The following is a 25913-nucleotide window of genomic DNA, read 5'->3' as shown; positions in this document are numbered from 1 at the left end:
GCAGGCCCATGTTCGACAAGATCCTAATTGCCAACCGAGGCGAGATCGCCCTGCGCGTCATCCGCGCCGCGCGCGAGATGGGGATAAAGACGGTTGCCGTCCATTCCACCGCCGACAGCGACGCAATGCACGTCCGCATGGCAGACGAATCTGTCTGCATCGGCCCCCCGCCCAGCCCGCAAAGCTATCTGTCCGTGCCAGCCATCATCTCGGCCTGTGAAATCACAGGGGCGCAGGCGATCCACCCCGGCTATGGCTTTCTGTCCGAAAACGCTGAGTTTGTGCAGATCGTCGAAGATCACGACATCACCTTTATCGGCCCCACCGCCGAACATATCCGCGTGATGGGTGACAAGATTACCGCCAAGGACACGATGAAAGCCCTTGGCGTGCCATGCGTACCCGGTTCAGACGGCGGCGTTCCGACTTTGGAAGACGCCAAGCGCATTGGTGAGGAATTCGGCTATCCCGTCATCATCAAAGCAACTGCCGGTGGCGGCGGACGCGGCATGAAGGTTGCGCAGACCGCGGATGAGATGGAAAGCGCGTTCATGACCGCACGCGCCGAAGGCAAAGCCGCCTTTGGCAATGACGAGGTCTATATCGAGAAATACCTGACCACACCGCGCCATATCGAGATTCAGGTCTTTGGCGACGGCAAAGGCAAGGCTGTCCATCTGGGCGAACGTGACTGCTCGCTTCAACGCCGCCATCAGAAGGTCTTTGAAGAGGCCCCCGGCCCCAGCATCACCCCCGAAGAACGTGCCAAGATTGGTAAAATCTGCGCCGACGCTGTGGCGAAGATCAATTATATCGGCGCGGGCACAATCGAATTTCTGTATGAGAATGGCGAGTTCTATTTCATCGAAATGAACACCCGCTTGCAGGTGGAACACCCGGTGACCGAGGGCATTTTCGGCGTCGATTTGGTGCGCGAACAAATCCGTGTGGCAGCAGGCGAGGACATGTCGTTCGGTCAGGACGATCTGGAAATCAACGGCCACGCCATCGAGGTTCGGATCAACGCGGAAAAGCTGCCCAACTTCTCGCCCTGCCCCGGAAAGATCAGCGCCTATCACGCGCCCGGCGGTCTGGGTGTGCGGATGGATTCGGCGCTCTATGACGGATACTCGATCCCGCCCTATTACGACTCGCTGATTGCCAAGCTGATCGTGCAAGGCCGCGACCGGGCCGAGGCGTTGGCGCGTCTGGACCGAGCCCTGGGTGAATTGATCGTGGATGGAATCGACACCACGGTGCCGCTGTTCCATGCTCTGCTCCAAGAAGCCGACATTCACAGCGGCGACTACAACATTCACTGGCTGGAGCATTGGCTTGCGGAGAACATGGCCGAGTAACACCACCACTTCGAAGGGCTTCGGCCCTTCGAACGTCGGACTGTCTGTATGAGCCTTTCTCCCGAACTCCTACTGCATGGGTATTCCATCGGTATTTTCCCGATGGCCGAACACCGCGACGACCCGGATTTGTTCTGGGTCGACCCAAAGTTTCGGGGCATTATCCCTCTGAACGGGTTCCACATATCCCGCAGCCTTGCGCGGCGAATCCGAAACTGCGGTTTCTCAGTTACGATCAATCAGAACTTCTCTGGCGTCGTCGACGGCTGCGCCGATCGCGCAGACACCTGGATCAACGCAGAGCTGAGAAATCTGTATCAACGCCTGCACCAATCCGGCCATGCCCATTCATTAGAAATCTGGGATGGACAGGCACTGGTCGGCGGCGTCTACGGAGTAACCTTGGGTGCTGCGTTCTTCGGAGAAAGCATGTTTTCACGGCGAACGGATGCCTCAAAAATTGCGTTGGCCTATCTGGTTGATCGGCTAAGGCGCACCGGATTTCAGTTATTTGACACGCAATTTCTGACCGCTCATCTGGCGTCATTAGGCGCGATCGAAGTTCCGCGCGCTCAGTACAGACAGGCTTTGGAAGAGGCGATTGAGGCCAGCGCAGACTTCACCGCAGAATTGGATCAGTTGCCGGACGGTGTCATACAGCGGATTACCCAGACATCGTAACGTGAATGATCCAGCGCGTTCAGCGCCGGGGATGTGGCGATCATCCATCCATCAAACAATTGATCTGTCTTGCCTTTTTCCCAAATCGTGAGATAGGCAAAGGCGTCCCCGGTCGGATTATCAGCCGGATAACGGCAATCGCCCAAAGCCACATCCAGTCCAAAAATCGCCTCGGTCTGACCGCTTTGCAATTCGACGTCAACGGTGTGGCCGTTCACCTTGTCCAAACCACGCAGCATCGCGCCCGGGCCGGATTGAACCTTTTGCTGGGCTGCTGCGCCGGTGGATGCAAGCAGCGCTGCTATCAGAAACAGGCGCTTCATTCGCCACCATCCCCAGCCACAAATTTGACCAGCAGCGAAATCAGACTGACCGCACCCTGCGTATCCTCAACCTGATCACCAGGTTCGAAAAAGAAGGGCGATCCACCGGGCATCACTTCGACAAAGTTTCCGCCCAGCAATCCTTCGGATGAGATGACGATCGCGCTGTCGTCGGGCACCAATATTCCATCAGAAATCGAAAACGTTGTATCCGCGCGATACGTGTCGGGGTTCAGCGCAACGCCTGTCACGGTCCCGATCTTGACACCAGCAAGACGAACGTCAGTGCCAACGCCAACACCTTCCAGCGATCTGAATGATGCGCCCAATTCATATCCCGGTCCGCTTTGCGACAGGCCAGTCGATTGGCTGGCATAAACGCCAAATGCCACAGCACAGGCCAACACGGCCCCGCCCACCAGGACTTCGGTTACATTATAGCTCGACATTGCTCGCCTCGCTTATTCTGGGGTCCAAGCCTCGTAGTCCGAACGTTCGACCGGATTGGGTCGGCGCAACGAACCTGCAGGAGCATAGGCCAAAGCCGTACCTGTCAAATTTTCCTGATGTGGTTTTTCCCAGGTTTTATGCTGCAACGGCTTGTCTGTCGGCGGCTCGTCCCAAGTCCGATGCAACCATCCATGCCAGTCAGGGTCGATCCGGCTGGCCTCGGCCTCACCATTAAAAATAACCCAGCGCTTGCTGTCGTCGGCATTACGATAGAAAACATTACCTTCGTTATCTTCGCCAACCTTGGTTCCCTTACGCGCCGTGTAGAGCTGCGTATTCAGAGTGGCCCCATTCCACCAGGTTACGGCTCGCAAAAGATTATTCAGGATTCCCATCGTCTGCCTCCGGTATTTCTGCTCCTGCAGATATGGACCAAAGGCTCGCCAAGGTCCAGTGTCACTAATACCGTAGCCCCTATTCCGGCAAAACTGCGGTCACTTCGATTTCAATGCGATCTTCAGGCGTGATGAGATTGCATTCGGTAACTGTTGCCGCTGGCGGGTTGGCTCCGAATGCCTCAACCAACAAAGGCCAACACAGTTCAAACTCACTCATGTCCGGCAAGTAATAGTTTACACGGACCACATGCGCGAAATCCGTCCCAGCCTCAGCCAGTGCTTTTCCAATTGCATCAAGAGAGGACCTGCACTGACCAACAATATCTTTGGGAATGTCGTCGCCCTGAGCGCAGGTTCCGGCAACAAAGACAAATCCATTCGCCACCACGGCGCGGCAATATCCGACTTTGGCCTCGAATTCCCCGCCTGAAGAAATACGTCTAATTGCCATAGTGCCCTCAAAAGAAAACGGCGCGGAGGAACCGCGCCGAATATGTCAGGAGGCTTTGAACTTACCCGGCCGAAGCAGACTCAGCCGCATCAGCATAGATGATCAGCGGTTGCGAGTCCGAAGACACCGCTTCTTCGTTCACAACAACCTCGGTCACGTTTTTCAGACCCGGAAGTTCGAACATCGTGTCAAGCAGAATGTCTTCCAGAATTGATCGCAGACCACGCGCACCGGTCTTACGCTCAATCGCTTTCTTGGCGATCGCTTTCAGCGCGTCATCGGTGAAGGCCAGCTCTGCGTCTTCAAGTTCGAACAGCCGCTGGTATTGCTTGACCAGAGCGTTCTTGGGCTTGGTCAGGATCGTCACCAGCGCATCTTCGTCCAGGTCTTCCAGCGTTGCCAGAACCGGCAGACGGCCAACAAATTCTGGGATCAAGCCAAATTTCAGCAGATCTTCGGGCTCCAGATCCTTGAAGATTTCACCGACGCCACGCTCATCATTGTCGCGAACGTCAGCGCCAAAGCCCATCGCCGAGCCCTTGCCGCGCTGTGCGATGATCTTGTCCAAACCGGCAAACGCACCGCCGCAGATGAACAGGATATTCGTGGTGTCCACCTGCAGGAATTCCTGCTGCGGATGCTTGCGGCCGCCCTGTGGCGGCACGCTGGCCACGGTGCCTTCCATCAGTTTCAGCAGCGCCTGCTGCACGCCCTCGCCCGATACGTCACGGGTGATCGAGGGGTTCTCGGATTTGCGCGTGATCTTGTCGACCTCGTCAATATAGACAATGCCGCGCTGCGCACGCTCGACATTATACTCCGACGCCTGCAGCAGTTTGAGGATGATATTCTCGACATCCTCACCCACATAACCGGCTTCGGTCAGCGTGGTTGCATCCGCCATGGTGAACGGCACGTCCAGAATCCGCGCTAAGGTCTGCGCCAGCAGCGTCTTGCCGCAACCGGTGGGACCTATCAACAGAATGTTGGACTTGGCCAATTCGATGTCGCCGCCAGCTTTCTGGGCGTGGTTCAGGCGTTTGTAGTGGTTGTGCACCGCCACCGACAGAACCCGCTTGGCCGTCGCCTGGCCGATCACGTAATCGTCCAGAACCTCGCAAATATCCTTGGGCGTCGGTACCCCATCCGTGGATTTCAGACCGCTGGCCTTGGTTTCCTCGCGGATGATGTCCATGCACAGCTCGACGCATTCATCACAGATGAAAACTGTGGGGCCGGCAATCAGCTTGCGCACCTCATGCTGGCTCTTGCCACAGAAGCTACAGTAGAGCGTGTTCTTGCCGTCACCGCCTGAATTCGTCGCCATGTTCTACCTTTCGGGCTTCGTCCCTGCGACCCGCTTTGGGCCGCTCTTGCCTGCAGCTTAGGCCACCGCCGGGGCCGCTACAATGTCAAAAATGTACCCCGCGCCCTTAACGCGGGGACTATTTTTTAGGCCTCATCGCCATCCATTTTGGCGCGATTTTCGACGATTTCGTCGATATGACCCCAGTCTTTCGCCTCTTCCGGGCTCATGAAGTTGTCGCGATCCAAGGCTTTTTCAACCGCCTTTTTCGTCTGCCCGGTGTGGCGCACGTATATATCATACAGGCGATCCTTGAGTTTTTGCGTCTCGGCCGCGTGAATCATGATATCACTCGCCTGACCCTGATAACCGCCACTGGGTTGGTGAACCATGATCCGGCTGTTTGGTAGTGAAAAGCGCATCCCCTTCTCGCCACCAGCCAGCAAAACAGACCCCATCGAGGCCGCCTGACCGATCACCAAAGTCGAACATTTCGGCTTGATATACTGCATTGTGTCGTAAATCGACAATCCGCTGGTCACAACACCGCCAGGTGAGTTGATGTAGATCGAGATTTCCTTGTTCGGGTTTTCAGCCTCAAGATGCAACAATTGCGCCACGACCAGATGGCTCATCCCGTCGTGGATCGGGCCATTGATGAAAATGATCCGCTCTTTCAGAAGGCGCGAGAAAATGTCATATGCGCGTTCGCCACGGCTGGTCTGCTCAACAACCATCGGGACGAGCGTATTCATATAGGTATCAACGGGATCGAACATTAGGAACCTGCCTGTCTTGCTATGGATCGGGATACTACCCGAAGAAACATTACCCGAGTCTTAGTGTCGGCACCGGGGGGCTGCAAGGGGGGCTGAATACTTATGCCGTGAACGCGGCGTTTCCCCCACCAAGCGCACTTCGCAACTGTCCGGTTCCCAGGCATGACCTGAACCTTGAAAGCCGCGACCCGTCATGCGGGCAGGCTGAGTTTTTCTCATCACGTCATTTTGATTCTTACATATAGAAATTCGTCGCCAAAATAGATAAAGCGTCCGCTCTTGGCGGCGATATGGAACCCGCCAACCACGCGCATGCCCGGCCCAAAAGGAAAACGCATATGGCACTATCAGAGCTTTCACAGGATTCATTTTCTGAAAACCTCGAGCGCGTTGCAGGAAACGCCGCACGCGCATCCAACTTTCTGAAGGCGATCAGCCATGAAGGGCGGCTTTTGATCCTGTGTCATCTGGTGTCGGGTGAAAAATCGGTTACGCAACTAGAGGAACTGCTATCCGCCCGCCAAGCGGCGGTCTCGCAGCAATTGTCGCGCCTGCGCCTTGAAGGGTTGGTAACGCCCCGCCGCGAAGGGAAAGCTATTTTCTACCGTTTGGCAGATGACCGTCCCCGCCGCATGTTGGAAGTTGTCTACGAGATTTTCTGCCGCGAAGAGACTGCCTGACGCAGTCGCACGCCCCGGGCGTTTTGATACATCCATTCAACCGGCGCAAGAATCTCGACCTCTGTTAATCGGCAGTTCGAACGCGGTTCATGGGTTGCTGGGTTTCCTTTTGACCAGCACCTCTGACCCGCTTCGGGGACCGCCTGTTTCGACATGCCGAATTCTCGACTACCCGCCGGTTTCGCGTCGGCTTGAGCGGCTCATCAACCGTCAGCAAAACGCTGGTTTCAACATTGGAAAACTGCTACGCACGTCGACATAAACACCTATGGAGAAAGCAATGATCCGCACAATTCTGCTTGGATTGACCTTGTTTGCACTGACTGCCTGCGAAACGGCAAAAGGCGTTGGACGCGATATTGAAAAAGCGGGCGATGCGATTTCGGATACGGCCAGCGACGTACAGCAAGCCCTTTGACCGCAACCCTTATGTTGCGCAAAGGCGACACGCACCCCCTACATATGGTTGATTATCTGAGCCTTCCGCGTTATCGTTGCCTTACAGGTGCATAGACGCGGCATTGCATTTCTGACACGACTTCGGGGTTCTTGCACAATAGCAAGAACCCCAATCCCATCATAAAGGGGGATAGAGTGGCAGCCTGTAAAATCCCGGGAACCGGCAAAAGGAAAAGGCGTCAGGTGCGCAGACGCGGTCTTTGCATGTGCCCGAACGGACACCCCTGACGCCTTGCCGGGTCGACACGCCCGAGGGACGCCCCGATCCAGTTGTCACAACCCAGTCAAGAGCCGCGACTGCTGCTTGGCGCCTGCGGACGCCTTACAGCACGCATTGACCTTCTGAGAAGTTGATCAAACGATCCGAGCCTCGGCTCAACTCGATCAATCACCTACCGGTAAGCCTCTGAGAACGCTGGTATATCCTAAGATTTACCACCTTTCACTCAGACCCCTTGGCCTTTGCGTCCCGCCGTGGCCCCTAAGAACCGCTGCGGTAAGGCGACTGTTACATTCAGACCGTAACCCGACAAGAAAATAGCACTGCAGCATGAAAATTAGCCGTGGATAACGTGTTGATATCCGCAGGGAGCGTTTTGTGGACAACTCCAGAAAACGCGCCCAGACGTAGGTTTGATCAAGGAAAAGTCCAGACTTTAGGAAGCGCCCGAATTTGCGGCTGTTTCTGCATGTGCAAACATCTGGAAACGTGAAAGTGGAGCGGGAAGTTCAACTTTCGGACGCGCGATCCGTCGAATCGACACCTGCGGATTCGCCTCAAATGGGGAGCCACACAAAAGGCACCGGGGCCGGGCGACACTTCTGCAACCGTCTGCGATGCTGCGCTGAAGCTCACCAGATCCGATTAACCCAAACCAAGAAACGCCGCATTCCAGCATGGATTGAACCGAACCCTGCCGCTGACGGAGGAATTGCCGCCCGACCCGTCTCCTCCCTGTGGAGACATTGGTTCCATTTTTGAGAAGCGTCCGGCCCGGTCGGAGTTACTTATTACGTACTGCAAACAATCGCAGCCAGTACCCCCTACAGCCCAACCGGGCCGGAAACGCTTCAGTTCACCTGACGTTCCAGAACGGTGCTGTAGGTCGTTCCGTTTCTCAGGCTACGGAAATCCGCAAAGATCTTTCCGTCTTCATACCGGGCGTCGATCAGCGCATTTGCACCAATCACCATGGGTGAGGTTTCGACAATCCCGATCTTGCCGGATCCATCCAGGCTTATTGTCCCGGTGGCCTCGTTCTGGTTCCAGTCCGTGTCACCGTCCCGGCGCCACAGGCTCGGCCCCCAAAAGACGTTGTCTTCCTGCACCTGAACATCCAGCATCCATTCGGCCTTGTTGAACCGCGGCTCAGTCCCGCGCTGCATATGCGTGGGTTGTACGGTCGTATAGGTCCCCACCCACGTGCCGCGCAGATCGGGCGTGGTATCGGCCATCGCAGCCGTTCCAAGGGTGAGTGTCGTGGCCAAAGCGGCTGCTCCGGCAGTCATATATCTGGTCATGGGCTCTCCTCCCAAAGGTCTGGGCCGTTTCCGGCCTGCTGAACAGATTGGATGAGAGAGGGCCGGTTGCAACTAACCTAAGGGAAACTTCATGAAGGGTTTAGGTGACGCTTACCTGCCACGCAGCGCAAAGGGCGCTCTTACCAAAGCGCTCTTTCCTAAGCACCTGTTAAAAATAGTGATTCAGTTCAGCTCAAAGCTACCCGAAATCGTATTGACGAATTTCTGCGTGTCCGGATCGGTAAAGGACGAGAACGTGCCGCCCCCCGTGGCGTTGGCCCAACCGCCCGTGCCGCCGGATACCGACCAGTCGCCGGTCAATGCGCCGTCCGAACCGATCCCCGTGGCGGTCCAGCTCATCACTGCCTTGTCGCCGGAGGTTGTGTCAAAGACGCAATTGCCCGCGCCCGACACCTCGGCCCCATTAATCAGCATCGAACCAAAACACGACCCCGTCGCCCCTTCCAACGGGTGACCGGCGGAAACCTCGAAACTGTCATAGTCGGTCTGAGATTTGATCACCGCATGCCCGTCCGAGATGCCGAAGACCTGGTTCGAACTGACGCCCGACCCCTTGCCGGCGGCGTCATAGCTTTCGGCCATAGCAAATGTGCTGGACAGGCCGATGGCTAGGGCTGTGACTGCGGTCGCTGTTAAGAACTTGTGCATAATAACCTCTCATTTCTGAGGGTCTTGCGTTGCAAGCATATAATCAAAAAGGCCGCCTGAACGCGGTCCCCCTGGGACGGAGGATAACACATTCCGATCTTTGCGTCTAAACCGGGCCTTAGCCTTCCAGCCTGCGCGCCACCATGAACGAGGCAGGGAAGGCCGCAACAAAGCCCGCAACCGCAGCGATCAACATGGCCGTCCACGAGACATAGCCCAAGACCAAAACCGCAATCACAGCGAACCCGGCAAGGGTGGAGCCAAGAAAAATGTGAAGGATCAGCGTCAGCGGTGACATAGAGGCCTCGTGTGTTCTGAGTGTTTTGCCGGAGACTAGAACTGAAGTTGAGGGTGGTCCTTGATCTGGGTCAGGATGCGCAACCCGATCAGGCCCATGCTAGTACCGTTCCAACCAAGACAAGGCCGATCCCCGCAACCTCGCGGTGCGAAAAATTCTCGCCGAACAGAAAGTAGGATGCGATGGCGATCAGAATAACCTCGCCCCCGAGAATGCCGGTATAGATAATACCCAACCGCTCCTCGCGCAGGGCGGCAAGCTCTAGCGTTGCGGCTGCCAGCAGGGTTGCCACGATTAACAGGCTGAGGCCGATCCCGGGGATTTTCCACCAGAACTTCATCGCGATCATGGCTGCGGAATAGAGTCCTGCTGATCCGAATGCGATGAGAGGGACGAGCGATGTTGACATAGAGGCCTCCTCCTGAGGTTGCCATTAGGTCAATTATTGCAGATTGGAGGTTTTGCGGCTGTGAGATTGGTCACAGTTTCGACTCGCACACTCGGTTCTCCTCGTGTGTTTATTGAGATCCCAATCTTGCATTGAATGGCTGATCCGTAAAAAATTTACACATTCAAATGTGACGTGGAGAATGGAAACAATGACATCTTTTTTCGAAATCGGTAGAACCGGAGTACGAATTCCACGAATTGGTTTTGGATCAACCGGAATCGGCAGCATTCCTCAGATTTACGGTTATGAAGTTGATGAGAACAGGGCGCGAGAAACCTTGCGCACAATATTTGCACGCCCCGACGGGTTTATCGACACCGCTCGCGGCTATGCCATGGGCCGCAGTGAGGAACGCATTGGGAGCGTAATACGCGAACTCGGCGGCCTGCCAGAGGGTCGCGTACTATCTACAAAAATCGACCGTAACATGGAGACAAACGTGTTTGACGCTGCCCAAGCAAGGCGGTCCCTCGAACAAAGCCTGAAGGCGCTTGGCGTAGACAGCGTCGATATCCTTCACTTGCATGATCCAGAATACGCTGAGGACGTGTCGGAGATCACCCGCAGCGGAGGGGCGCTGGACGAATTGTTCAAAATCAAAGAGGAGGGCCTCGCAACGGCCGTCGGTTTGGCCGGCGGGCGGCTGGACGTCTTGGTGCCTATGCTACGCGACTGGGACTTCGACGTGGTAATGACGCACAATCGGCACACGCTTGTAAACGTGAATGCATCGCCCTTAATCGAACTAGCCGCCTCTAAGGGCATCACTGTGTTAAATGCCGCGCCCTACGCGGGAGGAATTCTGGCAAGAGGCAGCGCAGTCCACAGCTTCTACGTTTATCAAACAGCAACAGAAGAAACGCTCGCCCCAGTGCGCGCTGTCGAGGATATCTGCGCACGCCATGACGTTCCCATGGGCGCGCTGGCGCTACAGTTTTCACTGCAAGACGAAAACATTGCCTCTACAGTGTGCGGGGTGACTTGGCCGCAGCACGTGAACCAGACATTTGAATGGGCGGATTGGGACATTCCAGAGACAGCCTGGACCGAACTCGCTGACCTAGGGAAATCGGACGCCGATCCAGAAACCTCATAGAAGCGGTCAATCCGAAGTCGAAAAAATGGACAGCCTTAGCTGTCCATTTTGAGTGCCGAAATAAACGCCTCCTGCGGGATATCCACCTTCCCGAACTGGCGCATCTTTTTCTTACCCGCCTTCTGCTTGTCCAGCAGTTTGCGTTTCCGCGTGGCGTCGCCGCCATAACACTTCGCGGTCACGTCCTTGCGCAGCGCCGAGAGGGTCTCGCGGGCGATGACCTTGCCTCCGATGGCGGCCTGGATCGGGATTTTGAACATGTGGCGCGGGATCAGATCCTTGAGCTTTTCGCACATCGCCCGGCCCCGCATCTCGGCCCGGTCGCGGTGAACCATGGTCGACAACGCGTCGACAGGTTCGTCATTCACCAGCACCGACATTTTGACCAGATTATCCTCGGTATAGCCGGTCATCTGGTAGTCGAACGAAGCGTATCCTTTTGTTACCGATTTCAGGCGATCATAGAAGTCGAACACAACTTCATTGAGGGGCAGGTCATACACAACCATCGCGCGTGACCCGGCATAGGTCAGGTCCAACTGAATGCCGCGACGGTCCTGACACAGTTTCAGCACGTCGCCCAGGTATTCGTCGGGAACCAGAATGGTCGCCTTGATGCGCGGTTCCTCGATATGGTCGACCTTGGACGGATCGGGCATGTCGGCGGGGTTGTGCAGTTCGATCATTTCGCCGTCTTTCATGTAGACGTGATAGATCACCGACGGTGCGGTGGTGATGAGCTCGATATCATATTCGCGTTCGATCCGGTCGCGGATGACCTCAAGATGCAGAAGGCCGAGGAAGCCGCAGCGGAAGCCAAAGCCCAGCGCAGCCGAGGTTTCCATTTCGAACGAGAACGACGCGTCGTTCAGCGCCAGCTTGTCGATCGCATCGCGCAGGTCTTCAAATTCGGCCGAGTCCACGGGGAAGAGGCCACAGAACACCACCGGTTGCGCGGGTTTGAAGCCGTCCAGAGCGTCCTCGGTCCCGTTGCGGTCATTGGTGATTGTGTCACCGACGCGGGTGTCGCGGACCTGTTTGATGGACGCGGTGAGAAAGCCGATCTCACCGGGGCCGAGGCTGTCGACCATCTCCATCTCAGGCCGGAAGACGCCAACGCGGTCCACATGGTGCAGTGTGCCGTTCGACATGAACTTGACCCGCATTCCCTTTTTCAGCGTGCCGTCCATGATGCGGACCAGAACGATGACGCCCAGATAGGCGTCGTACCACGAATCCACCAGCATCGCCTTAAGCGGCGCGTCCAGATTGCCCTGCGGTGCGGGTAGTTGCTGCACGATGGCCTCAAGCGTTTCGTGGATGCCCTGCCCCGTCTTGGCCGAAACCTGGATGGCGTCGGTCGCGTCAATGCCGATCACATCCTCGATCTGCTCGGCTACGCGGTCACAATCGGAGGCGGGCAGATCGATCTTGTTCAGCACCGGCACGATCTCATGATCAGCGTCGATGGCCTGATACACATTCGCCAGCGTCTGTGCCTCGACCCCTTGGGTCGAGTCCACAACCAGCAGAGAGCCTTCGACCGCGCGCATGGACCGGCTGACCTCATAGGCAAAGTCCACGTGGCCGGGTGTGTCGATCAGGTTCAGCACGTATTGCTCGCCATTGTCGGCGGTATAGTCGATGCGCACCGTGTTGGCCTTGATGGTGATGCCACGTTCCCGCTCGATATCCATGCTGTCAAGCAGCTGTTCTTTCATGTCGCGGTCCTTGACTGTTCCGGTCTCTTGGATGAGCCGGTCAGCAAGGGTGGATTTGCCATGGTCGATATGCGCGACGATGGAGAAATTGCGGATATGAGCGAGGTCTGTCATAGCGTCGGGATATGGTTCGAAAATGGGCGCTGGTCAAGGTGGGACAAAGCCGCCTGCGATCCTTATTTCCTTGGAATAACCTGTCGGGTCGCGCGCAGCCACGCGTGGCCCTAATTTGGCCATTCTTTTCGCAATAATTAAGGAAATCACATTTCTGCATCGTGAGATTGATCCCGAATCCACTTTGATTCATACTCACGCGCATACCGAGAGGGGCGCAAGACCCCTCCGGGCAGGCAAAAACGAGGCTCGAGTATGAAACAGTTCCTCTTGATCGCAATATGGGCCGCGTCGCTGATGGCGGTGGCTCCGGTGGCAGATGCGGCTCAGATCAAACAGGCATGTCTGGCGTCCGACCGTTCGGCTGCCACACGAGACCGGTGCAGTTGCATTCAGCGCGTGGCCAATCAGGCCCTTACACGCAGCGACCAGAAAACCGTCGCCAAGTGGTTCACCGACCCACACCAAGCGCAAGAGCTAAAGATGTCTCAGACTGCGCGGGACGATGCCCTGTGGGACAGATATCGGGCCTTTGGCCAAATGGCTCAGGCGATTTGCAGCTAAGCCAGCCCTACGCCTTGACCTGACACGCCCTGCGCCCCAGAAAAGGCGCAGCGAAAGGTGTACTCTATGGTTATGAAAGGGCTTACCCTGCGCGGCCTCGAAGTGTTCGAAGCGCTGGCGCGGACAGGTTCGGTAGCTCAGGCTGCCGAGATTACAGGCCTCAGCCAGCCATCGGTCTCGCAACAATTGCGCAATCTGGAAAATGCATTAGGCACCGAACTGGTCGACCATGGACGTCGCCCTATGCGGCTGACGCAGGCCGGGCGCAGTTTCCTGACCCGAACCGAGGCCATTCTGGCCGAACTCCAGATGGCCCAGAGCGAACTGACAGTGATGGACCTTGGCCATCTGACCACGTTGTCCATCGGGTTGATCGACGACTTCGACAACGACCTGACGCCGCGGTTGGCAACGTTACTGGCTGACAGCCTGACCCGGTCAAAGTTCAAACTGATCACGCTGCCCAGCCTTGACCTGTTTGCGGACCTCGAGGCCCAGCGCCTGCACATGGCCGTATCCGCACATTCCGGTGAGGTGCTTGAAGGCGTTGTGGAATACCCGTTGGTTCAGGACCCATTTATTCTTGTGACCCCCAAAGGGGCCTCAAACGCGATGCAGGACCTGCCCTTTTTGCGCTATGCGCGGGAACAGTTGATAAGCCGCCAGATTGAAGCGCACATGTCCCGGCAGCAGCTTGAATTTGAGGAACGGTTTGAAATCGGATCTCACCTTGCACTGATGGCGATGGTTGCGCGCGGATTGGGCTGGGCGATAACGACCCCGCTGGGGTACATGCGTGCGGCACGTTTCCACGACGGGCTCGAAGCACATCCGGCCCCGTTCGGGGAATACGCGCGCATGATCTCACTGTTCACCCGCACCGACTGGTCCGATCAGGTGCCGCAAGAGGTCGCTGGCATGATGCGCCGCCTCATGCGCACTCAGATCGTCGATCCAACCTTGGAGCAATTGCCATGGCTCAGTGACCGGCTCAAGGTCATGGGTTAACCGCCCAAGTACTCATTCAAGCCATCAACGGCGGCCTCTATCAAGTCCAACGCACCGTCGAAATCGCGCGTGTAATACGGGTCGGGCACGTGATCGGCCCCCAAGTGGGGTGCGAAATCGGTTAGCAGGCGCACGGGGGTGTCGTTTCCTTCAGGGCGCAGGTCCTCAATATCCGCGATGTTATTCGCATCCATTCCGATAATCAGGTCGAACCTGCGGAAATCCTCGGCTGCAAACTGACGGGCGCGCAGATTGCTTAAGGCGATCCCACGCGCAAGGGCGGCCTCTTGCATCGGGCCGTAAGGTGGATTGCCAACATGCCAGCCCGCCGTCCCGGCACTGTCGCTGGAGTGGTGCGGCGCACGCGCCCGAAAAACGCCCTCGGCGGCTGGGGAACGGCAGATATTGCCTAGGCAGACAAACAGGATACGGTGGCTCATAGGCCAAGGTGTAGCGCGAGGGACAAAGATGGAAAAGATCGTCATTCTCACTGGGGCCGGGATTTCTGCGGAAAGCGGACTGGGCACGTTTCGCGACGAAGGGGGCTTGTGGTCACAATACCGGATCGAAGACGTGGCAACACCAGAAGGGTTTGCCCGCGATCCTGCACTGGTGCAGGGGTTCTACAATGCCCGACGCGCGCAGGCGGCAAAAGCGGAACCGAACCTAGCCCATCGCGCGCTTGCACGCCTTCAGCGCGATTGGCCGGGCGAAGTCGTGATCGTAACCCAGAACGTCGACGGCTTGCACGAAGCGGGTGGAGCTCAGGATGTAATCCATATGCACGGTATACTCGCCGGCGCGCTCTGTGCTGCGTGCGGCCATCGCTGGACCGCGCCGCCAGAGATGTCCGTGGGTGAACCCTGCCCAGCTTGCGCCGCCCTCAACGCACGGCCGGACGTGGTATGGTTCGGTGAAATGCCCTACCACATGGACACGATTTACGACCACCTGGCCGGGGCTTCGTTCTTTGCATCCATTGGTACTTCGGGCCAGGTCTACCCCGCCGCCGCGTTCGTGCACGAAGCCGCCATGTCCGGGGCGCGCACCGTTGAGCTTAACCTTGAGCCGTCGACCGGGGCGTCCAGCTTCGATGATGTGATACTTGGCCCGGCGTCAGAAACCGTGCCTCGCTGGGTGGACGACCTGCTGGGGCCACGATAACCGGCAGACAAGAGCCCGAATTATCGTTAACATTTAAGGAGTAACCATTCTCAAAGGGGCTCCCATGACCGATCCCAATACCCAACAAGGCGAAATTCTGGACGATCAGGGACCGGATGGCCGAGACGCGCTTGGCGATCAATTGGCAGACCTGTGGTGGACCTTCCTGCTGCGCGGCATTCTGGCCGGGGTGCTTGGTATCGCCGCGTTGTTCTGGCCTACGGGCAGCATCTCGCTCCTGCTCAGACTGGCTGGGCTCTTGCTGGTATTCGACGGCGGCCTGACCTTGCTGGGCTTCGGGCGGCGCGGCCTGATCGGAGGCGTCGGCATCGGCGCCCTACTGATCGGCCTCATTCTGTTGATCTGGCCCGAGGGTGTCGCCCGCCTGACCTTCTTCCTGCTGGGCGCATGGGCGTTGATCGTTGGAGTGGGCTCGGTTATGGCCTGGCGTCAGATGCCCGACCAGAACCCGGACGCAGCCACGGTGCGCAACTCGGGAATTGTGGCGCTGGTTATCGGACTGGTGCTGTTGTTCTGGCCCGGCAGCGGAATGGTCGCGCTAGGTTGGGCAATCGCCTTTTCGGCGCTGGCCTTCTCGGTCGTCATGTTTTTTCTCGCCGCGCGCTTCAAACGGGCCCATGATCGCATCGCAATGCGCGTCGTGAACCGCTGAAGCACAACGCAAACAGGCCGGGGAGTTACCCGGCCTGACGCATTGATGACGGCCGCATCGCGGCCCGAAGACAGGCGTAGCCTTAGTGGTTGTGTGACCCGTGGTCGCCTTTGCGCTCCAGGTCGACTGGGATGTCGACGACGATCTCACCAGCATTTTCAAAAACCAGCGTGACCGGCACAGTTGCACCTTGTTCGAACGGCGCCGAAATCCCCATAAACATGACGTGATCGCCACCACGCTTCAGCATGTGAGTTTCTCCGGCCGGGATGACGAACCCCTCTTCGACATGGAGCATCTTGGCCACACCGTTGGCATCAACCTGATGAGTGTGCAGCTCGACCCGTGCCGCAACATCCGATTCGGCTGCGATCAAACGGTCGTCGGTCTCACCAGAGTTCTGGATCATCATGAAAGCAGCACCCGCCTTTGCGGACTTGCCTGACGAACGCGCATAGGCGTCCTCGACGGTGATGCTATCCTGTGCCCAGGCGGCGGTTGTAAGAGTAACGGCGGCAACGGTGGCCAGCAGTTTGTAGGTGAAGGACATAAAGCCTCTCCTGATTTGAGTTCTTGATAAATTGGAAAACAGTATCAAGCCAAACTAGGAGGCGCGCGCGCCGATTGTGAGGCAACCGACGGCGTGATGAGGTCACCCACGCCACGCTTCAACCTCGGCTGGGGTTGTTTCGGCGCGTCGGGAATCGCAGCCTCCGCCATGGAAAGAGCGCCCAACACGGTCAAAGCAAAGTCAGGGCAGAAATGCGGGGCCTGCGTCGGTTGCCCTTCGGCATCGACATAGACAACCACCGGACCGCTTCCGGTGCACAGCACCATTTGACCGACCGCAGCATCGACCCCGCGCGAAACTGCAAAACCCTGCCCCGTCAAAATAACGAGCAGCGAAAGCGCAAAGGGCAGAATTCTGGTCAGAGCGGGTTTCATTCTGCCTAGGGTATAGGCCAGAGACAATTCCGGCTTCAAGCGCATTCAGACGCTTGAAGCCTTGGGATCCTAGGAAAGTGTCAGCGGTCTAATTCCGGGCGTTTGACGGACCCTTTGGTCAGACTCGTATGCAGCCGGTTCACCTGACGTTGCATCCGAAAGCATGTCCCAAAGGTCTTGCCGAAAAATGCGGCCAACACTGAGAAAGAATCGAAAGATTTAAAAGACATGAGGGCAAACTCCGCCAAAAATATGCATAAACATATTCCGCTCAGAATTCGCTGTATGTGATCAAAGTTACGTTTCAGGGGTCAATTGCGCCGAAATCGTGAACATTCTTAATTCAGGCAAAAGCAAAGGCCCTGCACCAGATGGGTACAGGGCCTGAAATTCGCAGTAAAAAAGGTTTAGGCCGAAGCTTGTGCCTTGGCGATTTCCTTTTTCACTTTCAGTGCGTTCGCGGACAGTTCTTCGTCCTTGGCTTTGGCCAGGAACGCGTCCAGACCACCGCGGTGATCAACCGAACGCAGAGCAGCAGCAGAAATGCGCAGCTTGACGCCACGGCCCAGAGTCTCGGACTGCAGGGTAACGTCGTTCAGGTTGGGCAGAAAACGACGACGAGTTCTGTTTTTGGCGTGGCTGACATTGTTGCCAGTCATCGGGCCTTTTCCGGTCAGTTCGCAACGGCGCGACATGGTTTCTTCCTTTGTTTCTGGAGGCCGGGCATACTGCCCTCGGCCAAATCACAAGGGGCGCAACCCGAAGTCGCGCCCGAAAACTGGTTGGATGCGTGTAGTGGGAATCGCCGGAAGGGTCAAGACAGGCCAGCAGAATTCTTTGACTTTACCTGTCACCCCTTCAGGCCAGCGTTGTCAGCATCTGTTCCGCCGCCGCCGCAGGGCTTATCCGGCCGTGTGAAACTTCGGTGCTCAGACGTTCCATCTCGGCCCGCGCCGGCGCAGTCGACAGCCGCGACAGAAGCGCCGAACGCACTTCCTGCTCGAACCAATACTGCGCCTGCACCGCCCGGTTCCTTTCCCAATGACCCGAGTCGCGACGCCATTGGGTCAGGGATTGAATTTCGGACCACGCATCTTCCAACCCGTGTTCCTCGACCGCAGAAACCGTCATGGCCTTGGGAAACCCTTCGGGATCCTGCGGGCGCTTGCGCAGTAGACGTAGGGCACCGGCGTAGTCAGCGCAGGTGCGCGTGGCAGTCGCCTTGAGATCGCCATCCGCCTTGTTCACCAGGATCATATCCGCCATTTCCATGATACCGCGCTTGACGCCCTGCAACTCATCACCGCCCGCAGGCGCGAGCAGCAGCAGGAACAGGTCGGACAGTTCGGACACAACGGTTTCCGATTGCCCCACGCCTACGGTTTCGATCAGCACAACGTCAAACCCAGCCGCTTCGCACAATGCGATTGCCTCACGTGTGCGACGGGCCACGCCGCCAAGATGCGACTGGCTGGGCGATGGACGGATGAAGGCGGCGCGCTCACGGCTCAGACGCTCCATCCGGGTCTTGTCGCCCAGAATTGAGCCGCCCGATCGGGCAGAGCTGGGATCAACAGCCAGAACCGCGACGCGAAGCCCTAAACCGATCAGCATCATGCCAAAGCTCTCGATAAAGGTGGATTTGCCCACCCCCGGTGTCCCTGACAATCCGATCCGCAGCGCCTGCCTCTCCAACCCCGCCAACTGAGCCAGCAATTCCGTCGCCTGCGCCCGATGATCGGCGCGGCCACTTTCAACCAGCGTAATGGCACGGGCCAAAGCACGCCTGTCTCCGTTCAAAATCCTGTCTGCCAGGCCGTCTATTTCCATTTTGACCCCAATCTTTTGCGGCAGGTCTACTTGCCGCCCCGAAGGGGTGTTTGTCCAGACCATAGGGATCGAGAAATGCACCCACGGCCAGCTATTCGCGCTAGGGTGTTGCGGCCTGTCCTCTGTTGGCGTCTGCGAAAACCGTGATCCCCGTTGATGCACACCTCTGGCCATGTTCCCGCAGGGCGGAACTGGACGTTGGGGGACCATTCGCGGATAAAGCCACCATGACACGCCTGCCTATCGACGACGCTATTCCCGATCTTATCGAAGCTTTGAAAGCTTCGGGCCGCGCTGTGCTTCAGGCCCCTCCGGGTGCGGGTAAGACAACTCGGGTGCCGTTAGCGATACTGGATGCCGGGCTGTGTGACGGTCGGATTGTCATGCTTGAGCCGCGCAGACTGGCGGCGCGCGCAGCCGCTGAACGCATGACGGAAACTCTTGGTCAACGCGCTGGCGAAACGGTCGGATACCGCGTACGTGGCGAAACAAAAGTGTCCAAGACCACCCGGATCGAGGTTGTGACCGAAGGGATTCTGACGCGTATGCTGCAATCCGAGCCCGATCTTCCCGGCGTGGGCGCGGTTATCTTCGATGAATTTCACGAAAGATCACTGAACGCGGACCTTGGACTTGCCTTATGTCTTGAAGTAACGGGGGCGCTCAGGGATGACCTTATCCTTCTGGCCATGTCTGCGACATTGGATGCCGAACCGGTAGGACGCCTGATGGATGCCCCGCTGGTCACCTCCGAAGGCCGCAGCTTTCCCGTTGAAACGCGTTGGCTTGACTATCCGTTGGGAACACAGGCGCGACGGCTGGACGCATTAGTGGATCTGGTCACTCAGGCCGAACGGGAAACCGATGGTGGAATGCTGGTTTTCCTGCCCGGCGAAGGTGAAATTCGCCGCGCCGAGGCCGCGTTGACCCGTCGCTTGCCCAAGGACTGCATGATCAGGCCGCTTTTTGGGTCTATGCCTTTCGCGGAACAGCGCAAGGCGATCGCTCCGGTTGATAGCGGCCGCAAAGTGGTATTGGCCACGTCGATTGCCGAAACATCGCTGACCATCCCCGATATTCGGGTGGTCGTCGATATGGGACAGGCGCGGCGGGCAAGGTTCGACCCGGGCTCGGGCATGTCCCGCCTCGTGACGGAACGCGTCACACGCGCCGAAGCGACACAACGCGCAGGTCGCGCCGGGCGGGTGGCCAAAGGTGTTTGCTATCGCCTTTGGTCCAAAGGGGAAGAAGGGGCGCTGGCCGCCAACCCCCCGGCCGAGATCGAAGCCGCCGACCTGACCGGGCTGACCTTGGAGTTGGCCCTTTGGGGTGCTTCGCCCAGTGATCTGGCCTTTCTGACCCCTCCGCCCGACGGAGCGATGGCCGAAGCACGAAACCTGCTGCAAATGCTGGGCGCGCTCGACAGCAACGGCCGGATTACCGATCACGGACGAGCTTTGGCGGCGCTGCCTTTGCATCCGCGCCTTGGGCACATGCTGGTACAGGCTGGACCCGATGCAGCAATTCTGGCGGCGCTGACGGCAGAACGTGACCCACTTAAAGGCGCTCCGGCGGATATCCTGCTGCGGCTAGAGGCGTTGCGGGACATTCGGGCCTTTCAACGCAATCGGGTCTGGCAGGTGAACACAGGCGCGGTGGACCGGATCAAGGCCGAGGCCAAGCGGCTGAGGGACCGGGGCAGTCGTTCGGACCTAAGCCCCGCATCCATGGCCGCGCTTGCATATCCCGACAGGATCGGACAGCGGCGAAAGGGTGATGTGCCACGCTATGTCCTGTCCGGCGGCAAAGGGGTCGTGCTGGGCGGTGAAGATACGCTGGCAGCCGCCCAGTATCTTGTGGTCACCGACACCGATGGAAATCCGCGAGAAGCGCGTGTACGCATGGCCGCCCAAATTACCGAGCGGGAAATCCGCGACCTGTTTGCGGATCAGATCGATTGGGTCGAAACGTGTGATTGGTCGAAACGCGACCGGCGGGTCATCGCCCGACGACAAGAACGGTTTGGCGCAATCACTCTGGAGGACCGGATATGGAAAGAGGCCCCGTCCGATGCCGTCGCCCACGCCATGCTAGATGGCGTGCGAGACCTCGGGTTGGTCCTGAACGGCGCCGCCGCGCGTCTGGCGGCGCGCGTGGAACTGGTTCGGGCCGAAGGGGTGGACCTGCCGGACTTCTCGACTCAGGGCCTGATGGACACAGTGGAAGACTGGTTGCTGCCCATGCTTGAGGGAGTGCGCAATGCTGAAGACTGGAAACGGTTCGATCTGCTGCCCGCGCTTCGCTCTCGTCTGGATTGGGGACAGACGCAAGAATTGGATCGCCGCGCGCCCGGCTCTTTTGAAACACCGCTCGGGCGTAAGGTTCCCATCGACTATGGCGGCGCGGTCCCCGAAATCTCGGTACGTTTGCAGGAATTGTTTGGCGTCACGCGTCACCCGATTGTCGGGGGTGAAGCGTTGAAGATCACCCTGCTGTCTCCGGCGCAGCGACCGATACAGATCACGCGCGATCTGCCGGGGTTTTGGGCGGGATCCTATGCCGATGTGCGCAAGGACATGCGCGCGCAATACCCCAAACACCCTTGGCCCGAAGACCCAACGCAGGCCGACCCCACGTTGCGGGCGAAACGGCGCAGCTAGAACGCTGTTCGGCAAATACTCACCTTTCCCGCTAGAAATTGCAGCCCTTCGGCAGCAATCAGCGCCGAGATGACGCAGGGTAAAGATAGGTGCATTGAAGATATTCCATTCCGTTGTTATGTGACACACGCACATGTTTCACCCACTCAAGTAAGCCTGTTTTGACAAAATGGTTGCGAAATATCTGGGAAGAGGTCGCCAGACCTTTGTTCCTGCGCCCCCGCCGGGTGCAGTTCGCCGCCCTTTGCCTGAGAAAAACGCAAAACGGGCCCGAAGTTTTGTTGATCACCAGCCGCGATACGGGCCGATGGGTCATTCCCAAGGGCTGGCCCATGGACGGTTTGGACGGCGCGGAAACAGCCCGGCAAGAAGCATGGGAAGAAGCCGGCGTAAGGCCAGCGAAGCTTGGCCGCAGCCCTGTCGGGCACTACACATACGACAAAATTCTTAAAGACGGATCGGCTCAGCCGGTTTTGACGAATGTGTACCGGGTGGACGTTCAGGAACTGGCGGATGACTTCCCCGAAGCAGGTCAGCGCACGCGCGAGTGGGTCTCGCCCCAGACGGCCGCTGACCGCGTTTGGGAGCCTGAACTCAGCGAAATCCTACGTCACTTGTAACAAAATCGCTACAATTTGATGACAGAGCGGTTGCCCGCACAGGCGAAACCGTTTAGCGGCGTGCGTCAAATCCAGAAAACCGATGAAACCTCATGTCGAATTCGAATTCCAAAACCCGCTGGCAGGCACTGGACAGCGACTTGCACCGCATTTCACGCGTTGAATCTGCGAATGTTTACGTCGCACGCCCCATGCTTGCCCCCGGCATTGCGCTGGCATTCATCGCGCTGGCCGGGTTGACCGCTGCAGTTTTGTTTGGTCAGGCCGACGGAGGGCTGATCGTTGTCGCGGCAGCGGCGTTCGGGGCGTACATGGCGATAAATATCGGCGCCAACGACGTTGCCAACAACATGGGCCCTGCCGTGGGTGCCAACGCGCTGACGATGGGCGGAGCGATTGTGATCGCCGCCATCGCCGAAAGCGCAGGGGCTTTGCTGGCAGGTGGGGACGTGGTCTCGACAATATCCAAGGGCATTATCGACCCGGCCTCGGTTCAAAACAGCAACGTGTTCATCTGGGCGATGATGGCGGCGCTGATTTCCTCGGCATTGTGGGTCAATCTGGCAACGTGGGTCGGCGCACCGGTATCCACGACCCACTCCGTCGTGGGCGGCGTGATGGGGGCTGGCATCGCAGCAGCAGGTCTGAGCGCGGTCAGTTGGGGTACGATGAGTGCGATTGCTGCAAGCTGGGTGATCTCACCAGTACTTGGGGGCGTTATTGCTGCCGGGTTTCTGGCGTTGATCAAAGCGAAAATCCAATATCAGGACGACAAGATTGCCGCCGCACGGCGCTGGGTTCCCATTCTGGTCGCGGTAATGGCCGGGGCATTTGCGACGTATCTGGCGGTCAAGGGTCTAAAGCGGATCGTCAAAGTGGACCTTGAAGTCGCCCTGCTGGTCGGCTTGGCCGCTGGTTTGTTGGCCTGGGCCGTTACGGTACCATGGGTTCGCCGCAAGTCCGAAAGGTTGGAAAACCGCACGAAATCCCTCAAGGCGCTTTTTGGGCTGCCACTGGTCATCTCCGCCGCATTCCTCAGTTTCGCCCACGGAGCAAACGACGTGGCCAATGCCGTTGGCCCCTTGGCCGCCATTGTCCACGCCGCCGAGTTCGGCGATTTCGCGTCCAAAGTGACGATCCCAAGCTGGGTGATGGTGATTGGTGCCTTTGGCATTTCCTTCGGCTTGTTCCTGTTCGGCCCCAAGCTGATCCGCATGGTCGGCAGCCAGATCACCAAGCTGAACCCCATGCGCGCCTTCTGCGTCGCCTTGTCCGCAGCAATCACGGTGATTGTGGCCAGTTGGCTGGGCCTGCCCGTCAGTTCCACCCATATCGCGGTTGGTGCGGTCTTTGGGGTCGGGTTTTACCGCGAATGGCATTCGGACCGCCGATGGAAAACCTCGAACTATCAGCGACCGCCGGAACGCCGTTTGGCACGCGAGGAACACAAGCGGCGCAAGCTGGTCCGGCGATCCCATTTCATGACGATCGTGGCAGCATGGGTCATCACAGTGCCCACCGCCGCAACAATGTCAGCGGTTATTTTCTGGATACTGACCGCCTTTCAATAAGGCGTTAGGACGTGATCCCCTCTGGACCCATTGCGGTTTGCGGTTTCTGTTCGATCAGAGTTCGCACCCGCCGACAGATTGGCGTAGGAATACCGCAGGTTTCACCCAGCCGGACGATTTCCCCCTGCAGGCTGTCGATTTCTGTCGTCCGCCCCGCCAGCAGGTCATAGGCCATGGATGTGCGCGCCGAGGGGTCAATGCTGACCATCCGCGCAGCTATTCTTGAAAACACGGGTGTCGGCAAACGTAGAATATGCGGCGTCATCCACGCCGGCAACGGCGTGGTCGAGGCGACAGGAAGACCGGCTGCCTTCAGAACCGCCAGCGCCTCGGTCATCTGGTCCGCCATCAGGCGACGCCAGTTTCGATCGAGAAGTTGCTGTTTCAGGGTCAGCCCGGAAAGCGCGTTCAGCGCGTTGTTAAGATTGATGACCAGTTTGCCCCATTGCACGGCATCGATGTCGTCACTTTCGACCACAGGCATATCACTACTGCTCAGAAGCCGCCCCAAGTCGCCCGGGCCACTTTGAATTACAATCTCGCCGGATGTCGCTCTGTGGAAACTGCCAGCACCGGATGGGACGACGTTGAAAGGCACCATTCCTGCACGGACATCATAGTCCGGTAGGGCGGCGCGCAGAGTTCGGACGTTTTCCATCCCGTTTTGCCACGACAGTACAGGGGCCGTTTTGGGCGCATGTTTCGCGATCTGCGCCGCCATATCTGCCGTCGCGCCGGTTTTGACAGTCACGATCACCAGATCGGCGTTTTCCATCCCTTCTGGCGATTGGGTCAGGGTCAGTTTCACAGCGGGCACGCGGCGATTCAGGTCCGCAAAATCGCTGACCCTAAGCCCCTGTGCACGGATTGGATCAAGAACATAGGCACGCCCCAAAAAGGTCACGTCATGCCCAGCCTCCGCCAACAATGCCCCGCAGTAACATCCAATGCTGCCCGCGCCCGCAATCACGATTTTCATGACATCCTCCGTCTAGGCGCAAGGATTGCCGGGATTTAGGACGCGGACAAGACCCCATTACGTTCGGTTAGCGCGCCAACCTTGGGCGGGTACGTGCCAATCCCTCCGAGATCGGAATGAACTCCTGATCGTCTCCGGGCGGCAGGTGAAAAGCTCCATTTGCCCAGTCGGCCGTCTTCCACTCGCGGGTCGCTGTCTCGATCTTTTCTTTCGAGGACGACACGAAATTCCACCAGATATATCGGTCCTCATTCAATGTCGCGCCCCCCAGAAGCATCAGGCGCACGCCCAACGGGCCTGCCTTGACCGACAGGCGATCACCGGGACGAAAGACCATCATCCGACCTTCCTCGAACGTGTCGCCCGCAATCTCGACAGAGCCTTGGGTGACATAGACGCCGCGATCCTCATGATCATCCGGCAACGGGAAAGAGGCGCCCGGATCCAACTGAACGTCGAGGTAAAAAGTCTCAGACAGCATCGTAACGGGGCTGGTCTCACCATATGCCGACCCGAGGATCAATCTGGCGCTGACGCCATTGTCCTGAATATGGGGCAACGCACCTTGTTTGTGATGTTCAAAATCAGGGGCCATGTCCTCATGCGCTTCGGGCAGCGCGATCCAGGTCTGGATACCGAACAGGTTGTGCCTTTTGCTGCGTGTTTCTTCGCTTGTTCGTTCAGAATGGGTCACGCCGCGACCTGCCACCATCCAATTGACCTCACCGGGGTAGATCATCTGATGCGTGCCAAGGCTGTCGCGATGCTCAAATTCACCCTGATACAGATAGGTGACGGTTCCCAAACCGATATGGGGATGTGGGCGCACATCAATACCACCATCCGTGATAAATTCAGCCGGACCCATCTGATCAAAGAAGATGAAGGGCCCCACAAGCTGTCGTTTGACCGACGGCAAAGCGCGGCGCACTTCGAACCCGCCCAGATCACGAGCGCGGGGTATGATCAGCGTTTCAAGGGCTGAATTCTCGGAAACACATTCGGGGTTGTGTGTGGGATTCCAACTCATTCCTGCACCTCTTGCGTTCAAAGAACTTTTGTTCACTGGTACAGGATATAGGGTTAAATTTACCGAATAAACTTGCAAAACTGCACATAAATCGTGCGGAACTTTCCCGACATA

At 57.9% G+C, this 25913-nt stretch carries 30 protein-coding genes; 12 read left to right on the top strand and 18 right to left on the bottom strand.

Features of this window, described 5'->3' with window-relative positions; genetic code table 11:
- The first annotated feature begins 8 nt into the window (after nucleotides 1-8).
- Nucleotides 9-1358, top strand: a complete 1350-nt coding sequence (gene accC, locus GOV88_RS07370; protein WP_171121936.1) for an acetyl-CoA carboxylase biotin carboxylase subunit — start codon at nucleotides 9-11, stop codon at nucleotides 1356-1358.
- A 48-nt stretch (nucleotides 1359-1406) separates the two neighbouring features.
- Nucleotides 1407-2039 carry a leucyl/phenylalanyl-tRNA--protein transferase gene (gene aat / locus GOV88_RS07365; RefSeq protein WP_171240006.1) on the top strand — a complete coding sequence of 211 codons (633 nt, stop codon included), beginning with the start codon at nucleotides 1407-1409 and terminating at the stop codon, nucleotides 2037-2039.
- Here aat and GOV88_RS07360 read toward each other — a convergent pair.
- The 6 genes from GOV88_RS07360 to GOV88_RS07335 all read right to left on the bottom strand — a co-directional run bounded on the left by GOV88_RS07360 (nucleotide 1994) and on the right by GOV88_RS07335 (nucleotide 5746).
- The gene (locus GOV88_RS07360) at nucleotides 1994-2362 is read right to left on the bottom strand and encodes a DUF2155 domain-containing protein (RefSeq protein WP_171121934.1); all 369 of its coding nucleotides are present in this window, start codon (nucleotides 2360-2362) and stop codon (nucleotides 1994-1996) included. The two genes, aat and GOV88_RS07360, sit on opposite strands and share 46 nt — an antisense overlap.
- Nucleotides 2359-2811 (bottom strand): outer membrane lipid asymmetry maintenance protein MlaD, encoded by a 453-nt coding sequence (gene mlaD / locus GOV88_RS07355; RefSeq protein ID WP_171121933.1) that lies wholly within the window; start codon nucleotides 2809-2811, stop codon nucleotides 2359-2361. Before mlaD ends, GOV88_RS07360 begins: the two co-directional genes overlap by 4 nt.
- 12 nt (nucleotides 2812-2823) lie before the next feature.
- Nucleotides 2824-3207 carry an NADH:ubiquinone oxidoreductase subunit NDUFA12 gene (locus GOV88_RS07350; RefSeq protein WP_171121932.1) on the bottom strand — a complete coding sequence of 128 codons (384 nt, stop codon included), beginning with the start codon at nucleotides 3205-3207 and terminating at the stop codon, nucleotides 2824-2826.
- Nucleotides 3208-3286: 79 nt separating this feature from the next.
- Nucleotides 3287-3661: a Rid family hydrolase gene (locus tag GOV88_RS07345; protein WP_171125515.1), complete on the bottom strand. Its 375-nt coding sequence runs from the start codon at nucleotides 3659-3661 to the stop codon at nucleotides 3287-3289.
- A gap of 61 nt (nucleotides 3662-3722) precedes the next feature.
- On the bottom strand, nucleotides 3723-4988 hold the full coding sequence (gene clpX / locus GOV88_RS07340; protein ID WP_171121930.1) for an ATP-dependent Clp protease ATP-binding subunit ClpX: 1266 nt from the start codon (nucleotides 4986-4988) through the stop codon (nucleotides 3723-3725).
- A 125-nt stretch (nucleotides 4989-5113) separates the two neighbouring features.
- Nucleotides 5114-5746 (bottom strand): ATP-dependent Clp protease proteolytic subunit, encoded by a 633-nt coding sequence (locus GOV88_RS07335; RefSeq protein ID WP_039970058.1) that lies wholly within the window; start codon nucleotides 5744-5746, stop codon nucleotides 5114-5116.
- A 338-nt stretch (nucleotides 5747-6084) separates the two neighbouring features.
- Here GOV88_RS07335 and GOV88_RS07330 point away from each other — a divergent pair, with 338 nt between their 5' ends.
- Both GOV88_RS07330 and GOV88_RS07325 read left to right on the top strand, forming a co-directional pair.
- The gene (locus GOV88_RS07330; protein WP_171121929.1) at nucleotides 6085-6426 is read left to right on the top strand and encodes a metalloregulator ArsR/SmtB family transcription factor; all 342 of its coding nucleotides are present in this window, start codon (nucleotides 6085-6087) and stop codon (nucleotides 6424-6426) included.
- Between the two features lie 280 nt (nucleotides 6427-6706).
- Nucleotides 6707-6844, top strand: coding sequence for an entericidin A/B family lipoprotein (locus tag GOV88_RS07325; protein ID WP_171125517.1), 138 nt, complete (start codon nucleotides 6707-6709; stop codon nucleotides 6842-6844).
- A 1112-nt stretch (nucleotides 6845-7956) separates the two neighbouring features.
- On the opposite strand, the gene GOV88_RS07320 is transcribed toward GOV88_RS07325, so the two are convergent.
- From GOV88_RS07320 to GOV88_RS07305, 4 genes are all read right to left on the bottom strand, one after another.
- Nucleotides 7957-8406: a hypothetical protein gene (locus GOV88_RS07320; protein ID WP_171210894.1), complete on the bottom strand. Its 450-nt coding sequence runs from the start codon at nucleotides 8404-8406 to the stop codon at nucleotides 7957-7959.
- Between the two features lie 183 nt (nucleotides 8407-8589).
- Nucleotides 8590-9075, bottom strand: a complete 486-nt coding sequence (locus GOV88_RS07315; protein WP_171240005.1) for a hypothetical protein — start codon at nucleotides 9073-9075, stop codon at nucleotides 8590-8592.
- Between the two features lie 118 nt (nucleotides 9076-9193).
- On the bottom strand, nucleotides 9194-9373 hold the full coding sequence (locus GOV88_RS07310; RefSeq protein ID WP_171121925.1) for a CTP synthetase: 180 nt from the start codon (nucleotides 9371-9373) through the stop codon (nucleotides 9194-9196).
- A gap of 88 nt (nucleotides 9374-9461) precedes the next feature.
- Nucleotides 9462-9782, bottom strand: a complete 321-nt coding sequence (locus tag GOV88_RS07305) for a hypothetical protein (protein ID WP_171121924.1) — start codon at nucleotides 9780-9782, stop codon at nucleotides 9462-9464.
- Nucleotides 9783-9972: 190 nt separating this feature from the next.
- On the opposite strand from GOV88_RS07305, the gene GOV88_RS07300 reads away from it, so the two are divergent.
- On the top strand, nucleotides 9973-10920 hold the full coding sequence (locus GOV88_RS07300; RefSeq protein ID WP_171240004.1) for an aldo/keto reductase: 948 nt from the start codon (nucleotides 9973-9975) through the stop codon (nucleotides 10918-10920).
- A 35-nt stretch (nucleotides 10921-10955) separates the two neighbouring features.
- Here GOV88_RS07300 and lepA read toward each other — a convergent pair whose 3' ends face one another.
- Nucleotides 10956-12755 carry a translation elongation factor 4 gene (lepA, locus tag GOV88_RS07295; protein ID WP_170707663.1) on the bottom strand — a complete coding sequence of 600 codons (1800 nt, stop codon included), beginning with the start codon at nucleotides 12753-12755 and terminating at the stop codon, nucleotides 10956-10958.
- Between the two features lie 255 nt (nucleotides 12756-13010).
- On the opposite strand from lepA, the gene GOV88_RS07290 reads away from it, so the two are divergent.
- Together GOV88_RS07290 and GOV88_RS07285 are read left to right on the top strand one after the other, a co-directional pair.
- A complete protein-coding gene (locus GOV88_RS07290; RefSeq protein ID WP_171240003.1) occupies nucleotides 13011-13319 on the top strand; it encodes a hypothetical protein in 309 nt (102 codons plus the stop codon).
- A gap of 66 nt (nucleotides 13320-13385) precedes the next feature.
- The gene (locus GOV88_RS07285; RefSeq protein ID WP_171210897.1) at nucleotides 13386-14327 is read left to right on the top strand and encodes a LysR family transcriptional regulator; all 942 of its coding nucleotides are present in this window, start codon (nucleotides 13386-13388) and stop codon (nucleotides 14325-14327) included.
- On the opposite strand, the gene GOV88_RS07280 is transcribed toward GOV88_RS07285, so the two are convergent.
- Nucleotides 14324-14767, bottom strand: coding sequence for a low molecular weight protein-tyrosine-phosphatase (locus GOV88_RS07280; RefSeq protein ID WP_171240101.1), 444 nt, complete (start codon nucleotides 14765-14767; stop codon nucleotides 14324-14326). The two genes, GOV88_RS07285 and GOV88_RS07280, sit on opposite strands and share 4 nt — an antisense overlap.
- Nucleotides 14768-14795: 28 nt before the next feature.
- On the opposite strand from GOV88_RS07280, the gene GOV88_RS07275 reads away from it, so the two are divergent.
- Together GOV88_RS07275 and GOV88_RS07270 are read left to right on the top strand one after the other, a co-directional pair.
- Entirely contained in the window at nucleotides 14796-15491 is a 696-nt protein-coding gene (locus GOV88_RS07275; protein WP_171240002.1) for an NAD-dependent deacylase, read from the top strand.
- Between the two features lie 64 nt (nucleotides 15492-15555).
- Nucleotides 15556-16164 carry an HdeD family acid-resistance protein gene (locus GOV88_RS07270; RefSeq protein ID WP_171240001.1) on the top strand — a complete coding sequence of 203 codons (609 nt, stop codon included), beginning with the start codon at nucleotides 15556-15558 and terminating at the stop codon, nucleotides 16162-16164.
- Nucleotides 16165-16246: 82 nt separating this feature from the next.
- On the opposite strand, the gene GOV88_RS07265 is transcribed toward GOV88_RS07270, so the two are convergent.
- The 4 genes from GOV88_RS07265 to meaB form a co-directional block, all read right to left on the bottom strand.
- Nucleotides 16247-16714 (bottom strand): copper chaperone PCu(A)C, encoded by a 468-nt coding sequence (locus tag GOV88_RS07265; protein WP_171125559.1) that lies wholly within the window; start codon nucleotides 16712-16714, stop codon nucleotides 16247-16249.
- Nucleotides 16715-16758: 44 nt separating this feature from the next.
- Nucleotides 16759-17154 carry a hypothetical protein gene (locus GOV88_RS07260; protein ID WP_254428701.1) on the bottom strand — a complete coding sequence of 132 codons (396 nt, stop codon included), beginning with the start codon at nucleotides 17152-17154 and terminating at the stop codon, nucleotides 16759-16761.
- Between the two features lie 362 nt (nucleotides 17155-17516).
- Complete coding sequence (gene rpmB, locus GOV88_RS07255) at nucleotides 17517-17804, bottom strand: 50S ribosomal protein L28 (RefSeq protein ID WP_039532366.1); 288 nt, start codon at nucleotides 17802-17804, stop codon at nucleotides 17517-17519.
- A gap of 163 nt (nucleotides 17805-17967) precedes the next feature.
- Nucleotides 17968-18939 (bottom strand): methylmalonyl Co-A mutase-associated GTPase MeaB, encoded by a 972-nt coding sequence (meaB, locus tag GOV88_RS07250; protein WP_171240000.1) that lies wholly within the window; start codon nucleotides 18937-18939, stop codon nucleotides 17968-17970.
- A 227-nt stretch (nucleotides 18940-19166) separates the two neighbouring features.
- Between meaB and hrpB the strand changes: the two genes are divergently transcribed.
- The 3 genes from hrpB (at nucleotide 19167) to GOV88_RS07235 (ending at nucleotide 23790) form a co-directional block, all read left to right on the top strand.
- On the top strand, nucleotides 19167-21599 hold the full coding sequence (gene hrpB / locus GOV88_RS07245) for an ATP-dependent helicase HrpB (RefSeq protein ID WP_171239999.1): 2433 nt from the start codon (nucleotides 19167-19169) through the stop codon (nucleotides 21597-21599).
- A gap of 161 nt (nucleotides 21600-21760) precedes the next feature.
- Nucleotides 21761-22219 (top strand): NUDIX hydrolase, encoded by a 459-nt coding sequence (locus tag GOV88_RS07240; protein WP_171239998.1) that lies wholly within the window; start codon nucleotides 21761-21763, stop codon nucleotides 22217-22219.
- A 92-nt stretch (nucleotides 22220-22311) separates the two neighbouring features.
- On the top strand, nucleotides 22312-23790 hold the full coding sequence (locus GOV88_RS07235; protein WP_171239997.1) for an inorganic phosphate transporter: 1479 nt from the start codon (nucleotides 22312-22314) through the stop codon (nucleotides 23788-23790).
- Between the two features lie 4 nt (nucleotides 23791-23794).
- Here GOV88_RS07235 and GOV88_RS07230 read toward each other — a convergent pair whose 3' ends face one another.
- Complete coding sequence (locus tag GOV88_RS07230; RefSeq protein WP_171239996.1) at nucleotides 23795-24769, bottom strand: 2-dehydropantoate 2-reductase; 975 nt, start codon at nucleotides 24767-24769, stop codon at nucleotides 23795-23797.
- A 67-nt stretch (nucleotides 24770-24836) separates the two neighbouring features.
- Nucleotides 24837-25799, bottom strand: a complete 963-nt coding sequence (locus tag GOV88_RS07225; RefSeq protein WP_171239995.1) for a pirin family protein — start codon at nucleotides 25797-25799, stop codon at nucleotides 24837-24839.
- Between the last annotated feature and the right edge of the window lie 114 nt (nucleotides 25800-25913).

It is taken from the genome of Ruegeria sp. HKCCA5491 (assembly GCF_013034565.1).
Taxonomy (GTDB): domain Bacteria; phylum Pseudomonadota; class Alphaproteobacteria; order Rhodobacterales; family Rhodobacteraceae; genus Ruegeria.
This window is presented reverse-complemented; position numbering and strand designations above follow the sequence as displayed.